At 44.3% G+C, this 21,760-nt stretch carries 19 protein-coding genes and 1 pseudogene; 8 read left to right on the forward strand and 12 right to left on the reverse strand.

Annotated elements, in window-relative coordinates; translation table 11 throughout:
• Positions 1-186: 186 nt before the first annotated feature.
• Both mmsB and A3739_RS20865 read right to left on the reverse strand, forming a co-directional pair.
• Complete coding sequence (gene mmsB / locus A3739_RS20860) at positions 187-1,083, reverse strand: 3-hydroxyisobutyrate dehydrogenase (protein ID WP_068475015.1); 897 nt, start codon at positions 1,081-1,083, stop codon at positions 187-189.
• Positions 1,084-1,127: 44 nt separating this feature from the next.
• Positions 1,128-2,624: a CoA-acylating methylmalonate-semialdehyde dehydrogenase gene (locus A3739_RS20865; RefSeq protein WP_068479606.1), complete on the reverse strand. Its 1,497-nt coding sequence runs from the start codon at positions 2,622-2,624 to the stop codon at positions 1,128-1,130.
• Between the two features lie 212 nt (positions 2,625-2,836).
• On the opposite strand from A3739_RS20865, the gene A3739_RS20870 reads away from it, so the two are divergent.
• Positions 2,837-5,026, forward strand: a complete 2,190-nt coding sequence (locus A3739_RS20870; RefSeq protein WP_068502653.1) for an AsmA family protein — start codon at positions 2,837-2,839, stop codon at positions 5,024-5,026.
• 256 nt (positions 5,027-5,282) lie between these two features.
• Here A3739_RS20870 and A3739_RS20875 read toward each other — a convergent pair whose 3' ends face one another.
• The 8 genes from A3739_RS20875 to bioB form a co-directional block, all read right to left on the reverse strand.
• Positions 5,283-7,067, reverse strand: a complete 1,785-nt coding sequence (locus A3739_RS20875) for an acyl-CoA dehydrogenase C-terminal domain-containing protein (RefSeq protein ID WP_068481304.1) — start codon at positions 7,065-7,067, stop codon at positions 5,283-5,285.
• Between the two features lie 133 nt (positions 7,068-7,200).
• Complete coding sequence (locus A3739_RS20880; protein ID WP_068481677.1) at positions 7,201-8,994, reverse strand: acyl-CoA dehydrogenase C-terminal domain-containing protein; 1,794 nt, start codon at positions 8,992-8,994, stop codon at positions 7,201-7,203.
• Between the two features lie 222 nt (positions 8,995-9,216).
• A complete protein-coding gene (locus tag A3739_RS20885) occupies positions 9,217-9,456 on the reverse strand; it encodes a flagellar biosynthesis protein FlgE (RefSeq protein ID WP_068481689.1) in 240 nt (79 codons plus the stop codon).
• A gap of 79 nt (positions 9,457-9,535) precedes the next feature.
• Positions 9,536-10,219, reverse strand: coding sequence for a dethiobiotin synthase (gene bioD, locus A3739_RS20890; RefSeq protein WP_068474759.1), 684 nt, complete (start codon positions 10,217-10,219; stop codon positions 9,536-9,538).
• 7 nt (positions 10,220-10,226) lie between these two features.
• Positions 10,227-11,066, reverse strand: coding sequence for a malonyl-ACP O-methyltransferase BioC (gene bioC / locus A3739_RS20895; protein ID WP_068502656.1), 840 nt, complete (start codon positions 11,064-11,066; stop codon positions 10,227-10,229).
• A gap of 1 nt (position 11,067) precedes the next feature.
• Positions 11,068-11,808, reverse strand: a complete 741-nt coding sequence (locus A3739_RS20900; protein WP_068481673.1) for a hypothetical protein — start codon at positions 11,806-11,808, stop codon at positions 11,068-11,070.
• Positions 11,805-12,995: an 8-amino-7-oxononanoate synthase gene (bioF, locus tag A3739_RS20905; RefSeq protein WP_068481671.1), complete on the reverse strand. Its 1,191-nt coding sequence runs from the start codon at positions 12,993-12,995 to the stop codon at positions 11,805-11,807. Before bioF ends, A3739_RS20900 begins: the two co-directional genes overlap by 4 nt.
• 8 nt (positions 12,996-13,003) lie before the next feature.
• Positions 13,004-14,086, reverse strand: a complete 1,083-nt coding sequence (gene bioB / locus A3739_RS20910) for a biotin synthase BioB (protein WP_156493424.1) — start codon at positions 14,084-14,086, stop codon at positions 13,004-13,006.
• 96 nt (positions 14,087-14,182) lie between these two features.
• On the opposite strand from bioB, the pseudogene A3739_RS31490 reads away from it, so the two are divergent.
• A pseudogene (locus A3739_RS31490) lies at positions 14,183-14,413 on the forward strand (double zinc ribbon domain-containing protein); the annotation flags it as partial.
• Positions 14,414-14,536: 123 nt separating this feature from the next.
• A complete protein-coding gene (locus A3739_RS30185; protein WP_068481666.1) occupies positions 14,537-14,944 on the forward strand; it encodes a ComF family protein in 408 nt (135 codons plus the stop codon).
• 35 nt (positions 14,945-14,979) lie between these two features.
• Here the strand turns inward: A3739_RS30185 and A3739_RS20920 are convergent, their stop codons facing one another.
• Entirely contained in the window at positions 14,980-16,113 is a 1,134-nt protein-coding gene (locus A3739_RS20920) for an NAD(P)/FAD-dependent oxidoreductase (RefSeq protein ID WP_068481663.1), read from the reverse strand.
• Positions 16,114-16,187: 74 nt separating this feature from the next.
• On the opposite strand from A3739_RS20920, the gene dinB reads away from it, so the two are divergent.
• The 5 genes from dinB to cmoB are packed head-to-tail and all read left to right on the forward strand — an operon-like array spanning position 16,188 to position 20,365.
• Positions 16,188-17,252: a DNA polymerase IV gene (dinB, locus tag A3739_RS20925; protein ID WP_068502659.1), complete on the forward strand. Its 1,065-nt coding sequence runs from the start codon at positions 16,188-16,190 to the stop codon at positions 17,250-17,252.
• Between the two features lie 18 nt (positions 17,253-17,270).
• On the forward strand, positions 17,271-18,248 hold the full coding sequence (locus tag A3739_RS20930; protein WP_068481657.1) for a serine/threonine protein kinase: 978 nt from the start codon (positions 17,271-17,273) through the stop codon (positions 18,246-18,248).
• A 40-nt stretch (positions 18,249-18,288) separates the two neighbouring features.
• Positions 18,289-18,618: a hypothetical protein gene (locus tag A3739_RS20935; RefSeq protein WP_068502662.1), complete on the forward strand. Its 330-nt coding sequence runs from the start codon at positions 18,289-18,291 to the stop codon at positions 18,616-18,618.
• Between the two features lie 15 nt (positions 18,619-18,633).
• Positions 18,634-19,377 (forward strand): carboxy-S-adenosyl-L-methionine synthase CmoA, encoded by a 744-nt coding sequence (gene cmoA, locus A3739_RS20940; protein ID WP_068481653.1) that lies wholly within the window; start codon positions 18,634-18,636, stop codon positions 19,375-19,377.
• Position 19,378: 1 nt separating this feature from the next.
• A complete protein-coding gene (gene cmoB, locus A3739_RS20945; protein WP_068481650.1) occupies positions 19,379-20,365 on the forward strand; it encodes a tRNA 5-methoxyuridine(34)/uridine 5-oxyacetic acid(34) synthase CmoB in 987 nt (328 codons plus the stop codon).
• 71 nt (positions 20,366-20,436) lie between these two features.
• Here the strand turns inward: cmoB and A3739_RS20950 are convergent, their stop codons facing one another.
• Positions 20,437-21,732 (reverse strand): adenylosuccinate synthase, encoded by a 1,296-nt coding sequence (locus A3739_RS20950; protein ID WP_068479875.1) that lies wholly within the window; start codon positions 21,730-21,732, stop codon positions 20,437-20,439.
• Positions 21,733-21,760: the final 28 nt, after the last annotated feature.

Raw genomic sequence — 21,760 nt, forward strand, 5'->3', positions numbered from 1 at the left:
CACCAAGCAATACCGCTAATAAAAAGCTCATGACTAAACGAGCTGCTTTTACTCCACGCATTTTCATACCCTACAATTGTTTAGAGGACACTATAGACAAATTATGACTGCAAAGTTCCTCGCACAAAAACTGTAGACAATAAAAAAGGAGCTCTTCGGCTCCTTGTAATAGAAATGACGGCGTTTTTATTTAGCGATATCTTCAAGAATACTAGAAAAATCCTTCTTTCCTTCTCCTGAATCTTGCTTATCGACATACATGTCATGTGCAGCACGACCTAGAGGCGTTTTACTTGAAGTTTCGACAGCATTCTCCATCGCCAAGCCTAAGTCTTTGGCCATTAGATCTACCATAAAACCCGGTCGATAATCATTCGAGGCAGGGCTTGTCGGCATAACATTGGGATAAGGATTATATTTTTCTAGGCTCCAATTTTTTCCAGAACTAGCCAGCATGATTTCAGACAATACAGATGGATCTAGCCCATTGTTTGCGCCTAGATTTAATGCCTCAGATGTTCCGATCATGTGTATTGCTAGCAGCATGTTGTTACACATTTTGGCAACCTGCCCCGCACCTTCAGGACCTGCATGGAATATATTAGCCCCCATTGCGCCTAAGATAGGTTGCGCCTTTTCAAAGGCAACAGCATCCCCACCACACATAAACGTTAAACTACCCGCAGCTGCTGCGGCAACGCCTCCGGAGACTGGCGCATCAACCATATCGATACCGTTTTCACGACAAGCGTCGTGCACGCTTCTGGCTGTTGCGGCATCAATCGTTGAGGAATCAATAATCAGAGGCTTGTTGCTGAGCTGTTCGAGCAAACCCTGTTTGGCATTTGGCTCGCCTAAAAATAGAGAAGCCACATGCTTTCCAGCAGGGAGCATTGTAATAATGACGTCTGATGCTTTTACCGCATCCTCCAAAGACTGCGCTTTATGCGCGCCTTCTCTAACTAAGCTTTCAACGAGCTCAGGCATCAAATCAATCGCATAAACCGAATGACCGGCCTTGATCAAATTCAAAGCCATTGGGCCGCCCATATTACCGAGACCAACAAACGTAATCGTTGCCATAATTTATCCTTGTTTTTATCAGCAAATTAAAAATGAAATGCTTCTTACTTTAACGAGATACTCATGTTCGGGCCGGATGACTGATTTTCCGTAGCTTTCCAGTTTGAGGTCACGGTTTTAGTTTCGGTATAAAACCTGACGGCTTGTTTTCCATAAGCATGCAAGTCACCCATAAAAGAACCTTTCCAGCCAGTGAACGAGAAAAACGGCAAAGGAACAGGTATAGGCAAATTAATACCCACTTGACCAACTTCAACCTCGTGCTGATAACGGCGAGCACTGATCCCAGACTGAGTAAATATAGACGTACCGTTGCCATAAGGACTGCTGTTAACCAAATCCAAGGCTGCATCCAGAGAATCAACATTAATACAACATACTACTGGGCCGAATATTTCTTGTTGATATATATCCATATCAGTAGAAACATCTTTAAAGAGCGTCGGCCCGACCCAGTTTCCATCTGGATATCCGTCAACAACGACGCCTCGCCCATCAACTAAACATGTCGCTCCTTGCGTAATTCCAGACTCGATCAATGACTCAATTCTTTGTTTGCTTGCCGGTGTAATCACCGGACCAAACGCAGCATTAGGGTCATCCCACGCACCTGGATTCACATTTCTCAAGCGCTCTGCTAAGTCGTCAGCCCACTTAATTGTTTCGCCGACAAATACAATGACACTAATCGCCATACAACGCTGTCCTGCAGCGCCTACCGTAGCGCCCACTAGTGCATTCATTACAGTTGCCTTATCGGCATCAGGCATAACAACCATATGATTCTTGGCACCCGCGAAGCATTGAGCGCGCTTTAACTGATTGGTTGCCGTGCGATACACGTGCGCAGCGACCGGCACAGAGCCAACAAAAGATGTCGCGACAACGTCTTCATGATTTAAGAGATAATTAACCTGATCCTTGTCGCCATGGATCACTTGAACCAAACCTGCAGGTGCGCCCGCTTCTACAAACAACTCTATTAAACGCATGGTTGCCAACGGGACCTGTTCAGACGGTTTGAGAATCATAGCGTTGCCGCATGCCGTCGCCATCGGAAACATCCACAAAGGAATCATGGCGGGGAAGTTAAATGGCGTAATGCCAAGCGTAACGCCGAGTGACTGCGTGATACTGTACGTATCAACCTCTCGCGCAACATTCTCAACCGTTTCCCCCATAACTAAGCTAGGAATATTGCACGCCTGCTCGACGACCTCTATTCCACGCCAAACATCGCCCATAGCATCTTCGATGTTCTTACCTGTGTCGACCGCTAAGATTTCTGCTATCTCGCGCTGCTTCTCTTTTAATAGGTGTTGATAGCGAAACATTAAACGAGAACGATCCGTCACTGCAGTATTTTTCCAAGCTTTATAGGCTTGTTTAGCGCCTTCAATAGCTAGCTCCATTTCAGCTTCAGACGCGCATGGCACTTCAGCAAGGACTTCTTGGGTTGCTGGATTTAATACAGGTAATTTGTTTTGGCTTGTGCTTTCAACGAACTCGCCGTTTATCAACAAAGGGACTTGAACTGGCATAGATATTCCTAACAGGTTTTATTTTTATTCAACTTAGTAACTCTACTCTAGTTTAAATACATAGGACTGATCAAAACTTGCTTTTTAACTGATCAATGTGGACAAACACTTTGAAGATAAAGCGCAAATGTCTAAACCGTAAACTCCTGTTAGTCCAATGGATATATTCGACTCACTAAGATTTAGACTCGAATTATCAACAGTCATTGGCCATGCTTAAGCTTGCACTAAAAATATTAGTTACGATTTTCGTTATCTTGGTACTTACAATCATTACTGTTCTAAGCAGTATTGATGTTAATGACTATAAAAGAGACATCGAAAACAGTACGAAGGACCGTTTCGGTTTAACTATAAAAATTGATGGGGAATTGAAGCTTTCTTGGTGGCCTCTCGGTGTAACCCTTGACTCTCTCAGTATTCTAGATCAAGAGGGGCAAGTATTTACTCAGGTATCACAGATCGACCTATCGATAGACACGCTCAGCTTGCTCAAGCTCGCCCCTGAAATTAACGGAATTTATTCAAACGGCGCTCATATTCATCTGTATGTCGACGAATCTGGAAATCGTAATTGGGATCTTTTGACTGAAGGCGGTAAACCGGTCGATGAAGAGTCACAAAAAACAGATAGTTCAGTTGTCACCACCGACAATACAAATCTGAAACCTACAAGCACAGAGTTGGCGACGATACCATTTTTGGCAAAGCATATTCATATTCAAAACTATCGAGTGGACTACATAAACGCGCAAAGCTCTCTGAATATCTCACTTCACAGCTTTGACTTAGAAGTGAATAATGCAAGACTAGATGAGGATTTTCCTATTCAATTCAGCTTCACTTATGAAGACAAGCTACAAGGGACACGCTACTTCAACAGCCTCAGAACAAAAGCAAATATCAGCGCTGAACGTCAAATGCTATCACTCATTGGACTTGAAAATAATCTCGACCTTTCTGGGATACTGCCTAATAAGAAAACCATACAGCTCTCGCTAACTGGAAACTTTGAGTATGACCTGAAAGGTGACACACTAAACGCTTCGAGCATGCAGGTCAGTGGCGCCAGCATTGCTTTAGATACTCAATTTGTCGCCAAGAAGCTTCGCACCAGTCCTGATATAACGGGCATGATTCACGTTGCACCCTTTGCTCTTGCAAATGTAAACCAATACTTAGGTTTAAATTTACCGATTAACGACAAAGCCTTTAAAAACATAGGAGTTGATGCTCCATTTACATTTCGTTCAGGAACTTTACAGAGCACTAATTTCGACTTAGCGTTCGACGAATCAAAGTTCTTGGGTTCAATTAAAGCGCGCCCAGCTGCCAACTTTTATGACATCTCATTGGCTGGCGATCAGGCGGTTATAGACAACTACCTCGCTGCCATAATTCCTTCGCAAAAGCAGGTTACCGCGCCACATATCGCTGCAATTGAATCAAATAACGAAGCAGTCAAACAGATCTTGCCATTGGACTTCATCCAAAAGGCGGACATCTCCTTTAATCTCGTGCAAGACAAACTGAGATATCAGCACATTGAGGCTTCAGGGATAAAAACATCGATTTTGATAAACAACGGCCGTATAAGAAGCACTAATGAAGCCTCAGTCGCGAACGGAAGTATCACAGCCGCCGCAGTCGTGAATGTACAACTGCCCAATCCAGTTTGGGATCTTAGCATTGATGCGAATAGTCTTATTGTTGGAGAACTTATGCCGCCTACTCTGCAAACAAACGATATTTCCTTTGCAGGTACACTTGATCTAAATGGCGCCATATCCCTGACGGGTAACACCATCCCAGATCTTAAAGCTACTAACTCAGGAAGTGTTCAAGCTGAACTTCAACAGGGTCGTGTGGACGGAATAAATATTGATGCTTGGCTCTGTAAAGGCATTTCATATATTAATAATGACAAATATGACATTGAGAAAGCGGGCTCTTCAACGAGCATCAAAAAGCTAACAAGTACAATCGAGTTAAACAACTCCGTCATACAAACCCAACATACAAAGCTTAATTCGAATAGCACGAACACAATCGTAAATGGTACTGCTGATATTCTAAATCAATCATATGAAGCTAACTTTTACATAAAACCTGAAGCGAACGGCGCAACACATGCCTGTCGCATCAATCCAAAACTTCAGAACATTAGCATTCCTTTAACATGCCAAGGCAAGCTAATTGCCAATCAACATCGTTGCGACATCAACTACAGCGCACTGAAGCAGCAAGTTCAAAATGCAGCTATTGATGAAGCAAAGCGCAAAACAGAAAAAGAGCTTGATCGCGTCATCAATAAGCATCGTGAACGCTTGGACGGCATCATTGGGAAAGATAACGAAGCCGTAGACAAGATTAAAGACAGCCTTCTTAAGCTATTTAATTAAGTAACTCGCCTTTCGTTTTTATTAACTTTCAGCAAATAAGCCTTTCGGCCGATCAAAATACGCCCCATCCAAAACTAATATCTATCTTAACGAAACAGAGATGTTTCAGGGTTTTCATTTCCCTCCTTAGTTATTAGTTTGTTTAACCTCAGCGGCGATGGTCTTGTTCGGCGACCACGCCGCTTTTTTTTGGCCGAATGTCAGACATAAAAAAACCGGTAACAAGTACCGGTTTTTTATTGACGCTAAATAAGACTTAGAAGTTTTCAGCTTCAAGCGCCATCGTATCTTCACTACCAGACTTAATCGTCTCAAGAAGAGAAAGAGTCCTTGGAAGAAGACGACTAAAGAAGAAGTTAGCAGTCTTAAGCTTATTCGCATAGAACACATCTTCTTCAACTTTAGGTGCTGCTTTTGCAACCATGCGTGCCCACATGTAGCCGTATGCAGTTAGACCAAATAAATCCAAGTACTCAACCGCTGCTGCGCCGATCGCATCTGCGTCGCCCTGTGTTGCACCAATTACATATTCAGTCGCTTCAGTTAAGCGATCTAAAGCTGCAGAAAGTTGATCAAGCTTGCCAGCCAACGCAGGATTGCCTGATTCAGCAGCAATGAACTCTTTTACTTCGCTAGCAAATAGCTCATATAGTTTGCCACCATTAGCAACAACTTTACGCCCCATCAAGTCCATTGCTTGAACGCCATTAGTACCTTCATATATTTGCGTGATACGCGTGTCACGAACTAGTTGCTCTTGACCCCACTCACGAATAAAGCCATGACCACCAAATACTTGCTGACCAGCAACACAAGAATCTAATGCGCGGTCTGTCATGTATGCTTTAGCGATTGGCGTGAGAAGTGCAATCATTGCATTTGCATGCTTAATCTGATCGGCATCATCAGAGAACTTAGCAATGTCGAGGTAACTTGCAACGTAGGTAGAGAAAGCACGCGAGCCTTCTGTGTAAGCCTTCATAGTAAGAAGCATACGACGAACGTCAGCGTGAACGATAATCGGGTCAGCTTGCTTTTCAGTATTAACAGGACCTGTTGCTGCACGACCTTGAATACGATCAAGTGCGTATTCACGTGCGTTTTGGTAAGAGCGCTCTGCTGCGGCGAAACCTTGAATACCAACACTCAAGCGTTCGTAGTTCATCATTGTAAACATAGCCAAAAGACCTTTGTTTACTTCGCCGACCAACCAACCTTGCGCACCATCAAAGTTCATAACACAGGTACCGGAAGCTTTAATACCCATCTTGTGTTCGATTGAACCACAAGTAACATTATTGTTTTCACCTACAACGCCGTTGTTATCAACACTGTTACGCGGCACTAGGAAAAGAGAAATACCTTTTGATCCAGCTGGCGCATCCGGAAGTTTCGCAAGCACTAGATGAATGATGTTATCAGTCAGGTCATTTTCACCACCTGTGATAAAGATCTTCGTACCAGTAATGCTGTATGAACCGTCGGCATTTGGCTCAGCCTTGGTGCGAATCATACCAAGATCTGTACCTGAGTGAGGCTCAGTCAAATCCATAGCACCTGTCCATTCACCTGAATACATTTTTGGCAGGTATTTTTGCTTAAGCTCTTCTGAAGCGTGCGCATCAATTGCCAATGCCGCACCAGAAGTCAAACACACATATAGACCGAATGAGATGTCAGCAGAGTAAAGCATCTCTTCATACTGAGCGCCCAACATTTTAGGCATGCCCATACCTTCGTAAACTGGGTTACCAGTCAAACCTGACCAACCACCTTCAGCAAACGTTTTATATGCATTTACAAAGCCTGCAGGTACAGTGACTTTACCGTTATCAAAGTGACAACCTTCTTCATCAGCTTCACGACTCAATGGTGCAATCAACGAAGCTGTAATTTTTCCAGCCTCTTCTAAAATTGCATCAGCAGTTTCCATGTCAATGACATCTTGTGTGCCTGCCAATGAACCCCAAAGTTTTTCTGCTTCAAACACTTCATTCATTACGAAGCGAATATCTTGAAGGGGCGCTTTGTACTCTGCCATTTCCTAATCCTCAATTAATTCTTTGTGTTTATCTATGAGCTAAAGCGCTCAAAGAACGCCGTCAGCCAAAAAAATCGCGCGCATTATAACGCAAAAAAGCCCGCAAAGCGGGCTTTTTCATGAATAATGACAATTAGAATGCGAAGTTTTCTTCGTCGATTGCCATCATCGAGTCGCTACCTGCAGCAATCATCTGCGCGTGTGCAGCTGTGCGTGGAAGGATACGATCGAAGTAGAACTGTGCAGTTTGTACTTTAGCTGTATAGAAACCAGTTTCAGTAGTACCAGCGTCTAGCTTTTCTTGAGCAACTTTAACCATTTGCGCCCAGAAATATGCCAAGCATACGTAACCAGAGTACATTAGGAAGTCTACAGAAGCCGCACCAACTTCATCACGGTTCTTCATAGCATTCATGCCAACTTTCATTGTGATGTCGCCCCACTCTTTGTTAAGAGTAGTTAGTTTCTCGATGAATGGTTTCAAGGCTTCGTTACCTTCGTTAGCCTGGCAGAACTTATGTACCTGCTTAGTGAAGTTGCGAAGTGATGCACCCTGGCTCATAAGGATCTTACGACCAAGTAAGTCAAGCGCCTGAATACCAGTAGTTCCTTCATAAAGAAGTGCGATACGCGTATCACGAACAATTTGCTCCATGCCCCATTCAGCAATGAAACCGTGGCCACCGAATACTTGTAAACCGTGGTTAGCAGCTTCAAAACCAGCTTCAGTACAGAATGCTTTCAAGATTGGCGTCAAGAAGCCAAGCATCTCATCAGCAGCTTTCTGATCTTCACCTTCACCGTGAGCAACTAGGTCAGCCTGTTGAGCTGCATAGTAGATCATCGCACGAGAGCCTTCCGCGATAGCTTTCTGAGTAAGAAGCATACGACGAACGTCAGGGTGCACGATGATTTGGTCAGCTTTACCTTCTGGGTTCTTAGGACCAGTCAATGAACGCATCGCCAAACGATCTTTAGCGTATGTAAGTGCACCTTGGAAAGAACCTTCCGCAGCCGCAAGACCTTGAATAGAAGTACCGATACGCGCAACGTTCATGAACGTAAACATGCAGTTTAGGCCCTTGTTTTCTGGACCAATCAACCAACCTTTCGCGCCATCGAAGTTCATCACACAAGTTGAGTTACCGTGAATACCCATCTTGTGCTCAATAGAACCACAAGAAACAGCATTACGCTCACCTGCTTCACCGTTTGCATCAGGAAGACACTTAGGAACGACGAACAAAGAAATACCTTTTGTACCTTCCGGAGCACCTGGAAGACGTGCCAGTACGATATGAACGATGTTATCGACCATGTCGTGCTCACCAGCAGAGATAAAGATCTTAGTACCAGTGATAGCATAAGAACCGTCAGCGTTTGGCTCAGCTTTAGTAGTAAGGATACCTAGGTCAGAACCACATTGCGGCTCAGTCAAACACATAGTACCTGTCCACTCACCAGAGATAAGTTTAGTCAGGTAAGTCTCTTGCTGCTCAGGTGTTCCGTGCTCTTCAAGTGTTGCACGTGCACCGTGAGATAAACCAGGGTACATACCCCATGCCCAATTAGCAGTACCAACCATTTCACTGAGAATGATGTTGATCGATTCTGGAAGACCTTGACCACCGTGCTCAACAGGAGCGTTCATTGAAGGCCATCCGCCTTCTACGTACTGCTGATATGCTTCTTTAAAACCAGTCGGCGTTTTAACACCGTCTTCGCTCCAAGTACAACCTTCTTGGTCACCTGATTGATTAATAGGTGCAAGAACTTCTTCACAGAACTTAGCGCCTTCAGCAACGATCGCATCGATCATGTCAGGAGTTGCATCAGTCGCACCGATGTTTTGGTAGTGCTGTTCGCTATCAAGCACTTCGTCCATTAAGAACTTAATGTCTCTTAGGGGAGCTTTATATTCTGGCATAACGTTACCTCAATTTTATTCGGTTTCGTTTGAAAACTAATTAAATTTCAAAGCCCGTGTTAACAGTACACGTGCCGGTTTCGACTCTAAATCAAACGAGTGTTTGAAACATACGTTCGCTTGTATGCTTTGTCAAGCATTACGAGAAACTAAAAGAGAACAAACAGGAGTGCGTCTCGCACAAAAACGCGAACCTTTAAACAAGGGAGAATTAAACGAGGGTTATGCTAGGGTATCGAGAAGAGTACCAAGTACTTCATCCGCGGTGCGAACTACTTGTGATGACGCTTCAATAGAACGTTGATATAAGCGAAGTTCAATGATTGGTTCGACAACATCATTTGTACCATCAGCACCATCTACGGTTCCAGCACGTACGATGTCAGCAGCTGCCTTTTCGGCACCTTCTAACCCTGTGCGTACACCGCTCAATCCGATTTCTGATACTGCATTGATATTCATTTGCCAAACCATTGATTAATTTCTGATCAATTTAATTGAAGCAAAGCTTGGTTGGCTGTGCAAGCATTGAGCCTATCTTTTACACAGTTAAACAATCTAAATGTATATATTTACCAAATTCTGCAGAAACGCTACCTGATTGATGCGGCAAAACACCTAAGCAAGGTGCATTTATAGCTTGGCGCAAAGTATGAACATTTTCATCAAAATAGCTCATTTGGTCTGAAGATTGTTGATTCGCAATCCAACCTGCTAATACAAGCCCGTCATTACGGATCGCTTCTGCGGTCAGTAATGCATGATTCAAACAACCAAGCTTCATTCCAACCACAACAATAACTGGATAACCTAATTCTTTGGCGAGGTCTGCCATGGTTTCGCGAGGACTAATTGGTACTCTCCAACCTCCAGCACCCTCAACAAGCGCGAAGTCTACCTTGCTCATTAACGCGCCGCGCACGTATCCGGTCAATCGCGAAGCGCTAACTGCCTTCTTAGATATACTTGCCGCGATATGCGGCGAACACGCAGTCTCCAGTGCGACTGGATTTACCTGGGCATAAGGCAATTTGACTGATGATGCCTCAATCAAAGCTAATGCGTCTTCGTTTTTCATCTGGCTATCGAGCATTTCACAACCCGCTGCCACCGGCTTTAGCCCTAGGGTGCTCATTCCTTGCCGATACGCTTCTTCTAGCAAGCGACAACTAGAAAAAGTTTTACCTACTTCAGTATCTGTACCGGTTACAAAATATTTTTTCATTAATCACTCATCGTTTTTTCTTAAGCACAAAATACGCAACTTGATAGGTTGCTGGGTAATGCCCCTTTGGATGCCGAAAGTCTTCATATGCTTGAAGTACTCGTTTTAGCTTACCCTTACCTGCAAGCCCCTTTGAGCGACCTCTCGAGATATTATGCGCACCGATCGCTTTTAAATCCTTCATTAAATCCATAGGACGCTGATACTCAACAACTATTGGAGACTGCTTATCAACTAACACTTCATAACCAAGCTCCAACGCAGCGTTGAGGCAAGCCCTATAAGTCATAAACTCGTTTACATGCGTTGCGTCATCGACCCTAGACCATGACGTTTTCAACTCATCCAAAGTGCCATCGACTAAGGTTGAATAGCTTATGACACCACCAGGTTTTAGCGCAGCGTGAGCTTGCTTTAAGGCTGTTTTCAAGTCATTCACCCATTGAAGCGCCAAACTGGAGAAGCAAAAATCGAGAACCTCGGATTGCAAAGCTATATTTTCGGCATCTAGCACTAGAGGATAAAACGCACGTGTTGAAGTCGTTTCGTCAACCAACGCTTCCTCAGACCACCGGCTAAAGGCGTATCGCGCCATCGATTCAGAAATGTCGAGCAACAGCATTTCGGCGAGCTGGAATTTCGTTTTTACATCTGAGGAAAAATACCCAGTGCCGCAACCAAGATCTCCCCCAAGTCCTTGAGGGAAGGAAACATCGCACGCAAGAGTATGCTCAATTAACTGATTACCAACCATTTTCTGTAGATATGCTGAAGCGTCGTAATTTTGAGCGGCTTTACCGAACGAATTTGCTAACTCTGATTTACTCGCTACATTTTGATTGGACATCTTAAACCGCAGCCTTTAAGTCACTTAGCTCTGATACAAGCACCTGCCCCACCGAATCAACGAACGGGAAGTGCGCTACACCATCAATGATTACGCTCTTATGATGAGTAAACTGGCTCTTAATCTCTAAAGCGCAGCTTTGCTTAACCAAAACATCTTGATCGCCGAATATCATGAGTGCTGACTGAGTTAAGTTGGCAAGCTCTTGCTGCACATCCAATTCGCCTAGCAACTTAAGGCTTTGGCACCGATTTGATTCCTCTAATAAACAAAGGTCGTACTGTTCGCGAACTCGCTTCAATAAAGAGGATTGCTTAGGAGCACCTTTGATACACAAAAACGGAAACGTTTTAACGATCGCTCGATCATCGCTAATAGAGCTCACAAAATCAGCAAAGTCCTGTCGCTTCATACCACATTGATAATCCGTCGACTCTACGAACTTGGGCGAGCTCATTAGTGTCACTAAACGGTCGTACGGTTTATTAGCCCCTTCAAGGTAAGCTGCGAGCTTAATGGCCAACATTCCACCTAGCGACCAACCAATAATCACCGTATTAGGCGATACATATTCCTTGGCTAAATGCTCCAGCCAACGAATATCGCCACGCTCAGGGCACGCTACTATCTTGATTGATCGATTGCTCATAAGTTCTTTTGACAAACCATGAAGCCAATCGGCGTAGAATTCTTCAGAAACCGACCAACCTTGAATAAACAAAAGGTCTACGTACTTGCTCATGCCTCCATCCTCTCACGGCGGAATTCTTTGAGAGCTTGAGTCAAATTTGATAAATCTGAAGCGTTATGCGCGGCACTCATAGTAATACGCAAGCGGGCACTACCTTGGGGAACAGTGGGCGGTCGTATGACGCCCACTAAAAAACCTCGAGCACGTAAAAATGCTCCTGCATCAAGAGCTAACTGATTATCACCTAATACAACGCCTTGTATCGCAGTCTGAGAATCTAACAGAGTAAAACCACTGTCACTCAATTCCTCTTTGAATTGAGTAATTCGCTGATTGAGCAAAGTCCTCAGATCATCACCCGCTTCAATTAACGAAAGGCTTTTACTTGTTGCATCGACTAAACTTGGCGGCAACGCGGTGGTATAAATATGGGGGCGTGCGACTTGCTCTAAATATGAAATAAGATCCTCAGGTCCTGCGACGAAGGCTCCAAAAGTACCAAACGCTTTACCGAATGTACCAATTAACAGCGGGCACTGTTCTTGAGAAACACCTTGTGAAAGCACGCTACCACAACCGCCCTCACCTAAAACCCCAAGTCCATGCGCGTCATCAATGGCGAGCAAAGATGGATAAGACGAGCATACTTCGCTTAATTGAGAAATATCAGCGACATTACCATCCATACTAAACACACCATCACTCAAAACTAAGCAGTGGTCGTATTTATCTGCGTCATACAGTTTAGCTAGATAATTACCGAGGCTAGCAGGGTTATTATGCAGATACCTTTGCGCTCTCGCACCAGACAACTTGGCGCCGTCAATCAATGACGCGTGATTCAGCTTATCTTGTAGTAATAGAGCACGAGAATTCGCAAACGCAGATGCAACAGCTAGGTTTGCCATATACCCCGTCGAAAACAACAAAGCTTTATCACGCTTAGTGAAGCGAGCTAGCTTTTGCTCCAGATCTGAATGCGCCTGAAAGTGGCCAGACACAACATCGGAAGCGCCACTACCGACACCATAGGTGCGTGCCGACGTGCACAAGGCCTCAACAATCTCAGGATGGCTCGCGAGGCCAAGATAATCATTACTTGCAAAATTAGTTAATTTCTCGCCATTAGTGACGAGCTCAACTCCACTTCGAGAGTGAACATCAAAGCGCTTTCTGAGAAGCGCTTTCTGCTCAATCAGAGATAGTTGATCACGCCAATAAGGTGCGTCGTACGCCACAGACAAACCTAGTGTTGGACTGAATCGCCAGCACTAGTTGCACTTGCTTCATAGAACATTGGATTTTTCGCTTCTTGATCCTTCACAATTGCTTGGTTCAGCACAGCTTCTTGTGTTTCATCAGACTCTTCAATACGCTGCTCTGGACGCAAGCCTAAGCGCTTAAATAGCTGCATATCTTTGTGCGCTTCGGGGTTAGGAGTAGTTAGCAAGCACTCTCCATAAAAGATCGAGTTAGCACCCGCCATAAAGGTAAGCGCTTGCATTTCATCGCTCATCGATTCACGTCCAGCAGACAAGCGGACATGACTTTTCGGCATCATAATGCGCGCTACAGCAATGCATCGAATGAAATCGAACGGATCAACATCCTCCACATCTTCTAAGGGTGTTCCTTTTACCTTAACGAGCATATTAATAGGAACACTCTCAGGTTGCTGCGGCAAATTAGCAAGCTGCACTAGCAAGCCAATACGATCTGATGCGCGTTCACCCATACCAATAATGCCACCACTACATATTTTCATACCTGCATCACGCACATGCTGCAAGGTATCAAGACGATCTTGGTAGCTTCGTGTGGTAATGATCTTGTCGTAAAAGTCAGGCGACGTATCTAGGTTGTGGTTGTAGTAATCCAAACCTGCATCTGCCAACTCTTGAGCCTGATCATCTCTCAACATACCGAGAGTCATACACGTTTCTAAGCCCAATTCTTTAACACCCTTGACCATTTCTAATACGTAAGGGAGGTCTTTATCACTCGGATGCTTCCAAGCGGCTCCCATACAGAAACGACTACTTCCTTTTTCCTTAGCTTGCTTAGCTTTTGTTAATACCGCTTCCACTTGCATCAGCTTCTCTTTTTCAAGGCCAGTATTGTAATGTCCACTTTGCGGACAGTACTTGCAATCTTCAGGGCATGCACCAGTTTTGATAGATAGCAAAGTGCTCACTTGCACTTCATTTGGATCAAAATGTTGGCGGTGAACCACTTGAGCTTTGAACAGTAAATCATTAAATGGGAGATTAAAAAGTTCCTCTACTTCCTTTTTATCCCAGTCATGCCTTACCACACCTAGTTCATTCATATTCATCTTGGCCAAACGCCTCTCTTGCTATCTATTTAATGAGGAAATTAATGTTGATATGTTACATTGCTTGGCATCAACACAAGGATAGTGTGAATGATAAAGTCAGATCAAGACTTGTCAACCAAAATCAGAAGACTGGTTAACAAGTCAAAATACCTTTTCAATACGCCATACAAGCACCTACTCTTAAATCGCTGTCATTTATGTAACAAGCATTCTGACTCGCACAACGCTTTGTGCAAAAACTGCTTGGAGGACATTCAGGCAAGCCAACCTAAGTGCGCTACATGTTCAATCACAGTCAGAGCTCATGAATCCATATGTAACGACTGCAAAAATACTCAGCCTTACTTTGATCAAATTTTCGCTCCATGCTCATACGAATTCCCAATCTCAAAGCTATGCCACGACTTTAAATTTCTCGCAAAAAAATACATAGCCGAATCGATGTCGATTGCTATTATTGAAAACAGAAAACTAAGTAACGCAGATTACCCTGACCTCTTGTGCGCTATCCCTATGCACCCCAAAAAACATGAGGAACATCAGTTCGACCAAGCTAACGAACTTGCTACACGGCTAAGTCATAAAACTGGCATTCGATATCGCAACAATTTGCTTGTTAAAACTAAGGAAACAAAGCAGCAAAAACGCTCTAATAAAGCTGCTCGACTGAAAAACATTAAAAACAGTTTTTCCGTTCGAAATATAGAATTCGTCAAAGGAAACAGTATCGCTATTGTTGACGATGTCGTGACCACGGGAGCAACGGTAGACGAAGCGTCTAGAATGCTAAAACAGGCTGGAGCGAAGAGAATTGAGATTTGGGCATTTGCGCGCACTCCAAAACAATAATTACCCCTTACGTCAATTGATTGGAATCGGCACTGTCATGCAAAGTACTCGGAGACTAAATCCGCAATAGCCATCGAAGATGTCAGTCCTGGCGACTCTATTCCGAGTAAATTTACGAAACCTTTTAATCCGTGATCTCGCTCAGAGTGAATCAGAAAATCGTTACACAGTCTGCCATTAATTTTTAGTTTCGGCCTCAAACCGGCATAGCCCGCCTGCAGACGACTTTCGTCAACCTCAGGCCAATACGACCGAATGCTCGAGGCAAAGAAACTACGTCTCGACGGATCAACCGCGTAGTCAAAATCAATTAACTCTCGCTCACCTAGTCCACCTTTCCATTCGACATCCGGTCCAAATCGCGCACTGCCAGCTAAATCCAGCGTTAGATGAACACCAAGCCCACCATCTTCAGGCACGGGATAAATGAGACGATTGAAAGGAGTTCGGCCATCGTATGTAAAATAACTGCCTTTGGCATACTCGCCTTGAAAATCATACCCACATTGAGCATAGGCGTGAAAAATGTCTTCAGCTAAATGAGGAGCATACAAACCAGCGGCATTAACGATGTTGACGGCCTCTAGCAAGCAATCGTGACCTACTAGATTCAGCAGATATTTATTGTCAGAAGCTTCACAAATCTCAACCTGGCAATTAGTAACTAACTGCGCCCCGTCGCGCTCTGCATCTCCCAACATACTGTGCATAAATGAATGGCTATCTACTATGCCAGTTGATGGGGATAAAATCGCTGCCTTTGCCGACAACGCCGGCTCAAGCTTTTGAAGTGCAGATACTGAAAGCATCTCAAGGTCTTCAACGCCATTTCCATTTGCTCGCTGGATAATGTTATTTATTTCATCAACCTGAGCATCATTAGTAGCAACAATTAATTTGCCGCAGCGCTTATAAGGCAGATCTCTATCATCTAAATAACGATAAAGCGAATGCTTACCTTGGACGCACAATCGAGCCTTTAAACTATCTTTTGTATAATAGATTCCAGCATGTATAACCTCACTGTTTCTCGATGATGTGCCCTGCCCGAAGCTAGACTCTTTTTCTAAAATCCAAACTTCACGCCCAAGTTTTGCAAGCGCCCACGCGACGGCCAAGCCCACAACACCTGCGCCAATAACGACCGTATCAACCTTGTAACGATCCATAAGACCACAATTCCCTAAATTAAAAACAGTCCATAGGCGATAATGATTTCGCCTTATAGATTACACTATCGCAAATGAGAAAAATCATACACATTGATGCAGATGCTTTTTACGCTTCCGTCGAAGAACGAGACAACCCGGCATTAAAAACTCAAGCTATTGCTGTTGGAGGAAACCCCAACGGGCGAGGAGTGGTCGCAACCTGTAATTATATAGCGAGACAGTATGGCGTGCATTCAGCAATGCCTTCGAGTGTCGCGCTGAGACTCTGCCCTCAGCTCGTATTTATTAGGCCACGTTTCGAAGCCTATCGTGAAGCATCTCTAGCAATGCATAAAGTATTTCGTCAATACACGGACTTAATTGAACCCTTATCCCTCGACGAGGCCTACCTAGACGTTTCTCAATGTACAGAATTTCACTCAAGCGCAACCCTAATCGCCCAAGCGATTCAAAACGACATCAAGTCTACGGTTGATCTAAGTGTTTCTGCAGGCGTAGCGCCTAATAAATTTCTCGCCAAAATTGCAAGTGACTGGAACAAACCGGCGGGGTTATTTGTCATTACCCCTGACCAAGTTGACAGCTTTGTCGCCGCGCTACCCGTTACTAAAATTAATGGCGTAGGAAAGGTCACTGCTCAAAAATTAAAAGAGATGAATATCGAAACCTGCACAGATATTCGGAATTACGACTCAAATAAAATAATCGAGAGGTTTGGAAAATACGGAAAACGCTTACTCGAGCTCGCAAATGGGTTTGATGACCGCCCCGTCGTAACAGAACGCCAACGAAAATCTTTGTCTGTCGAAACCACTTTCAGTTCGGACATTAGCTCATTGAAGGAGCTTTCTCCGGCTTTCTATAAGCAATTTGAACAACTTTCCGAACGGGTTAGCAAGGCAAACCCAAACTTCATACTAGGGCGCTATATTAAGCTTAAGTTTAATGATTTCACACAAACCACGATGGATGAAGCAATCCATGCAGGCATCGAAGATTGGAAATCTGCAGACTCATTTATAAATATGGTTGAAAAAGCATGGGAGCGTAAAGCCCTGCCTATTCGCTTACTAGGGTTGGGTGTACGGATTGGTAACAATAAAAACGACAAACATCAGTTAGACTTGTTCGATTAGCCATTTTTGATAGCCACTATGCAACACCCATACGAAAACCTTGTACCAGATACCGTCATAGATGCTGTAGAGTCGCTCGGATTAATTAGCGATCAGCGCATATTCCCGCTAAATAGCTACGAAAACCGTGTATATCGCGTTGGTATTGAAGATGGCTCACCTTGCATCGCTAAATTTTATCGACCCAACCGCTGGTCAACGGAAGCGATCCGAGAAGAACATGACTTTTGCTTTGAGCTGCAGCAACAAGAAATTAATCTTGTTGCTCCGTCACTCGTTAATAACAGTTCAATTCACGAATTTAACGGATTTCAGTTCGCACTATTTCCAATGCAAGGCGGCTATGCTCCTGAGCTTGAACTCCCAGATACAATGTACAGAATCGGTCTAAATATTGGACGATTACATGCATGCGGTGCGACCAAGCAATTCAAACATCGCACATCAATTAGTATCGATAGGATGGCCAAACAAAGTCGCGACTTTCTCCTTACCAATGAGTTCATTCCGATGAGTTTGGAGTCAGCATACTCTTCGCTCAGCAATGACTTAATTAGCCTAATGGAATCAATTTGGGATGAAGCCGACCCTAGTTTCTTGCGCATACACGGCGATTGCCATATGGGTAACATTCTTTGGCGAGATGACCTTGCGCACTTCGTCGATTTTGACGACTGCCTTATGGGGCCAGCCATTCAAGATATCTGGCTCTTATTATCGGGAGATCGCACTCAGCAAACTTCACTCCTATCAGAGTTTCTTGAGGGTTACGAACAATTCGCTAACTTCGAACTCAAAGAACTTAGACTCATTGAAGTACTAAGAACCTTGCGTCTAATGAACTACGCAGCTTGGTTAGCTCGTCGTTGGCAAGATCCCGCATTCCCAATGCACTTTCCTTGGTTTAACGCTGAACGGTATTGGTCCGAGCACATCCTAGAGCTTCGTGAACAACTATCACTATTACACGAAAACCCATTGCAACTTGCTCCCTAAGTTCTACAATCCTCCGAAATAGTTTTTCAATTGAGTAACAATGAGCGACACACAAACTTCGAACAACGATACGGTCAGCATGCGCACTTTAGTGTTTGCTATTTTTATCAGCATTGCAGGCACAGTAGGCGTACTAGACTGGCAAGGAAAGATCGTCCACGTAAGCAATGAGCCAGAGCAGTATTCATTAGCCGACTATAAAGTCATCTACATCGCGGAAGAAGATGTTAACTACCGACTTTCCCAGAAGCCTTCGCATCAAAGCTCTGCTTGTCATAATGGATATTTATTCATAGAAAACGACCATGACGATCAAATGCAAGGCCTGCTTGTAGATTACAAAAATCGTGGGATTAAATGCGCCGATTAATACGGTCAAACAAGCATGAGCAATCAAAAAACAAGACCTGATGACATATACTCATCACCACTTAATCGTGTGAACGATTTTAAGTTTGATGAAGCAGTGGCTCGCGTTTTTCCCGATATGATCCAGCGTTCAGTACCGGGTTATAAAACTATCATCCCGATGATTAGTTTAATTACTGAGCGCTACGCACAACCTGATACACTTGGTTACGACCTGGGCTGCTCCCTTGGTGCGGCAACATTAGCAATGCGCCACGGTGGAGGCGTTCTATCCGAGATTGTTGGCATCGACAACTCACCTTCAATGATTGAGCGCTGCGGGCATTATATCGAACTAGACAACCATCCGACGCCGGTCAGCCTTGTTGGAGATGACATTCAAAATATCTCTTTCAAACCATGCTCGGTAGTAACAATGAACTTCACTCTTCAATTTCTTGTCCCAGAGGACCGCCAAGCCCTCCTGGATAAAATTTATGCGGCGCTAGTTCCAGGTGGTGTATTGATCTTGTCCGAAAAACTACATTTCAATGAGGAGCAGGAACAACTAGAACAGCAAGAGTTGCACTGGCTATTTAAAAAGGCAAATGGCTATAGCGACCTCGAAATCAGTCAAAAACGTAATGCTATCGAAAAAGTTCTTCTCACAGACTCGGAAAGTACACATTACTCTCGACTACGAAACGCGGGCTTCGAAAACACCTTCACTTGGTATCAGTGCTTTAATTTCTTCTCGATGCTCGCTATAAAGGCTAAATAAAATGAATTATGACCAGGTATTTGGTGATCTCATCACGTACATGCAAGGCCATAAACGCCTCAAGAACTGGGTTCCCTCTCTAGAACTATTGCTGAAGCAAAAGCTATACGAGAAGCCTCATGGCGACATGCAGCGCTGGATAGACTCGCTCGACAACCTTCCGGCTATTAATCCCGAAACCACTCACATCAACTCGTCACGCGTGGGTGCCAATGCATCAATCGATGCAACCACCCAAGAGCAACTCTATGATGCATTAGTAAAGCTTCGGCCATGGCGAAAAGGCCCATTTGAATTATTCAATACTCACATTGATACCGAATGGCGCTCTGATTGGAAATGGGACCGAGTTAGTCCTCATATTAGTCCGCTCGCGAATAAAAATGTATTGGACGTGGGATGTGGCTCAGGATATCACTGTTGGAGAATGCTTGGTGAGGGAGCAAACCGCGTTATTGGCATTGACCCCAGCTATCTATTCCTAATGCAATTCAACGCAATTAAGAAGTATTGTGGCCGAGATGCACCGATACATTTACTACCGATAAAGATGGAGGACGTCCACCCTCAACTAGAACACTTTGATACCGTATTTTCGATGGGGGTGCTTTACCATCGTAAGTCACCTATCGACCACCTTTATGAACTTAAAGGGGCGTTGAAACCTGGTGGCGAGCTCGTATTAGAGACATTAGTAGTCGAAGGCGAACTTGGCTATTCATTAATGCCAGAGGACCGATACGCTATGATGCGAAATGTTTGGTATCTTCCAAGCGTTCCAACCTTAGAACTATGGCTTCGACGCGCCGGCTTTACCGACATTAAGTGTGTAGATCTAGATCAAACCAGCCTAGACGAACAGCGCGCAACCGAGTGGATGGACTTTCAGTCTCTAGCCGACTTCCTTGACCCAGCCAATCCAAATCTAACCGTAGAAGGCTACCCTGCACCTTTGCGTGCAACACTGGTCGCAAGCAAGCCAAAATAATTCATTCTGAAAATTTGCAGACAATAAAAAACCGCTCATTGAGCGGTTTTTTATACAAGACAGCCGAGGGCTTAGTCAAAAGGATGGCGAAGAACAATCGTTTCTACGCGATCTGGGCCTGTTGACACAATGTCAATCGGCGCCTGAATCTTACCTTCTAGGTACTTGATATATGACTGAGCGTTAGCTGGGAGCTCTTCTAAGGTCTTCGCCCCAAGCGTGCTTTCAGACCACCCCGGAAGCTCTTCATACACCGGTTCTAGATCATCGTAGCCTTCTCCATCAAGTGGCGGACGAGATATATTTTCACCAGCTTTTGTTTTGTATGCGACGCAAACTTTAATAGTCTCAAGACCGTCGAGCACGTCCAACTTGGTCAGACAAATACCCGAAACTGAGTTAATTTGAATCGCGTGACGTAAGCCTACTGCATCAAACCAACCGCAACGACGAGGACGACCCGTGGTTGCACCGAACTCATGACCTTTCTCTGCTAGATGACGACCATTATCGTCAAATAACTCTGTTGGGAATGGACCCGAACCTACGCGAGTCGTGTACGCCTTAGTAATCCCTAAAACGTAATCCAAATACATTGGACCAAAACCGCTACCAGTTGCTGTACCACCGGCGGTTGTATTAGACGACGTAACAAAAGGATATGTTCCGTGATCAATATCTAAAAGCGAACCTTGCGCGCCTTCAAACATAATATTCTCACCACGTTCACGATATGCATGTAGCTCGTCAGTAACATCAACAGCTAGCGGCAGCAACTCTTCGCCCATCTTAAGGGTTTCTTCGAGTGTTTTCTCATAAGAGATAGGCTCAACTTTATAGAAATTCTCTAATACAAAGTTGTGATAAGTCATGATCTCTTTTAGTTTTTCAGCAAATGCTTCTGGGTTTGCTAAATCACCTAAGCGAAGACCACGACGAGATACTTTGTCTTCATAGGCCGGGCCAATACCGCGACCTGTCGTGCCGATCTTATTGGCGCCTTTTGCAATTTCGCGCGCCTGATCAAGTGCCACGTGATAAGGAAGAATCAAAGGACAAGCTAAGCTCAATTTAAGACGTTCACGAACAGGAACACCGTTTTCCTCAAGACCGCGCATTTCTTTCAATAATGCATCGGGAGCTAGCACAACACCGTTGCCAATTAAGCAGGTCACACCATCTCGCAAAATACCAGATGGAATAAGGTGAAGCACCGTCTTCTGGCCGTCGATAACCAAGGTATGCCCCGCATTGTGGCCACCCTGAAAACGCGCCACCGCAGTAACCTGATCAGTCAAAAGATCAACGATTTTTCCTTTGCCCTCATCACCCCATTGGGTGCCTAAAATGACAACATTCTTACCCATATTTCAATTTCTCTAGCAATAAAGCTGA

This window comes from Oleiphilus sp. HI0067, from assembly GCF_001635735.1.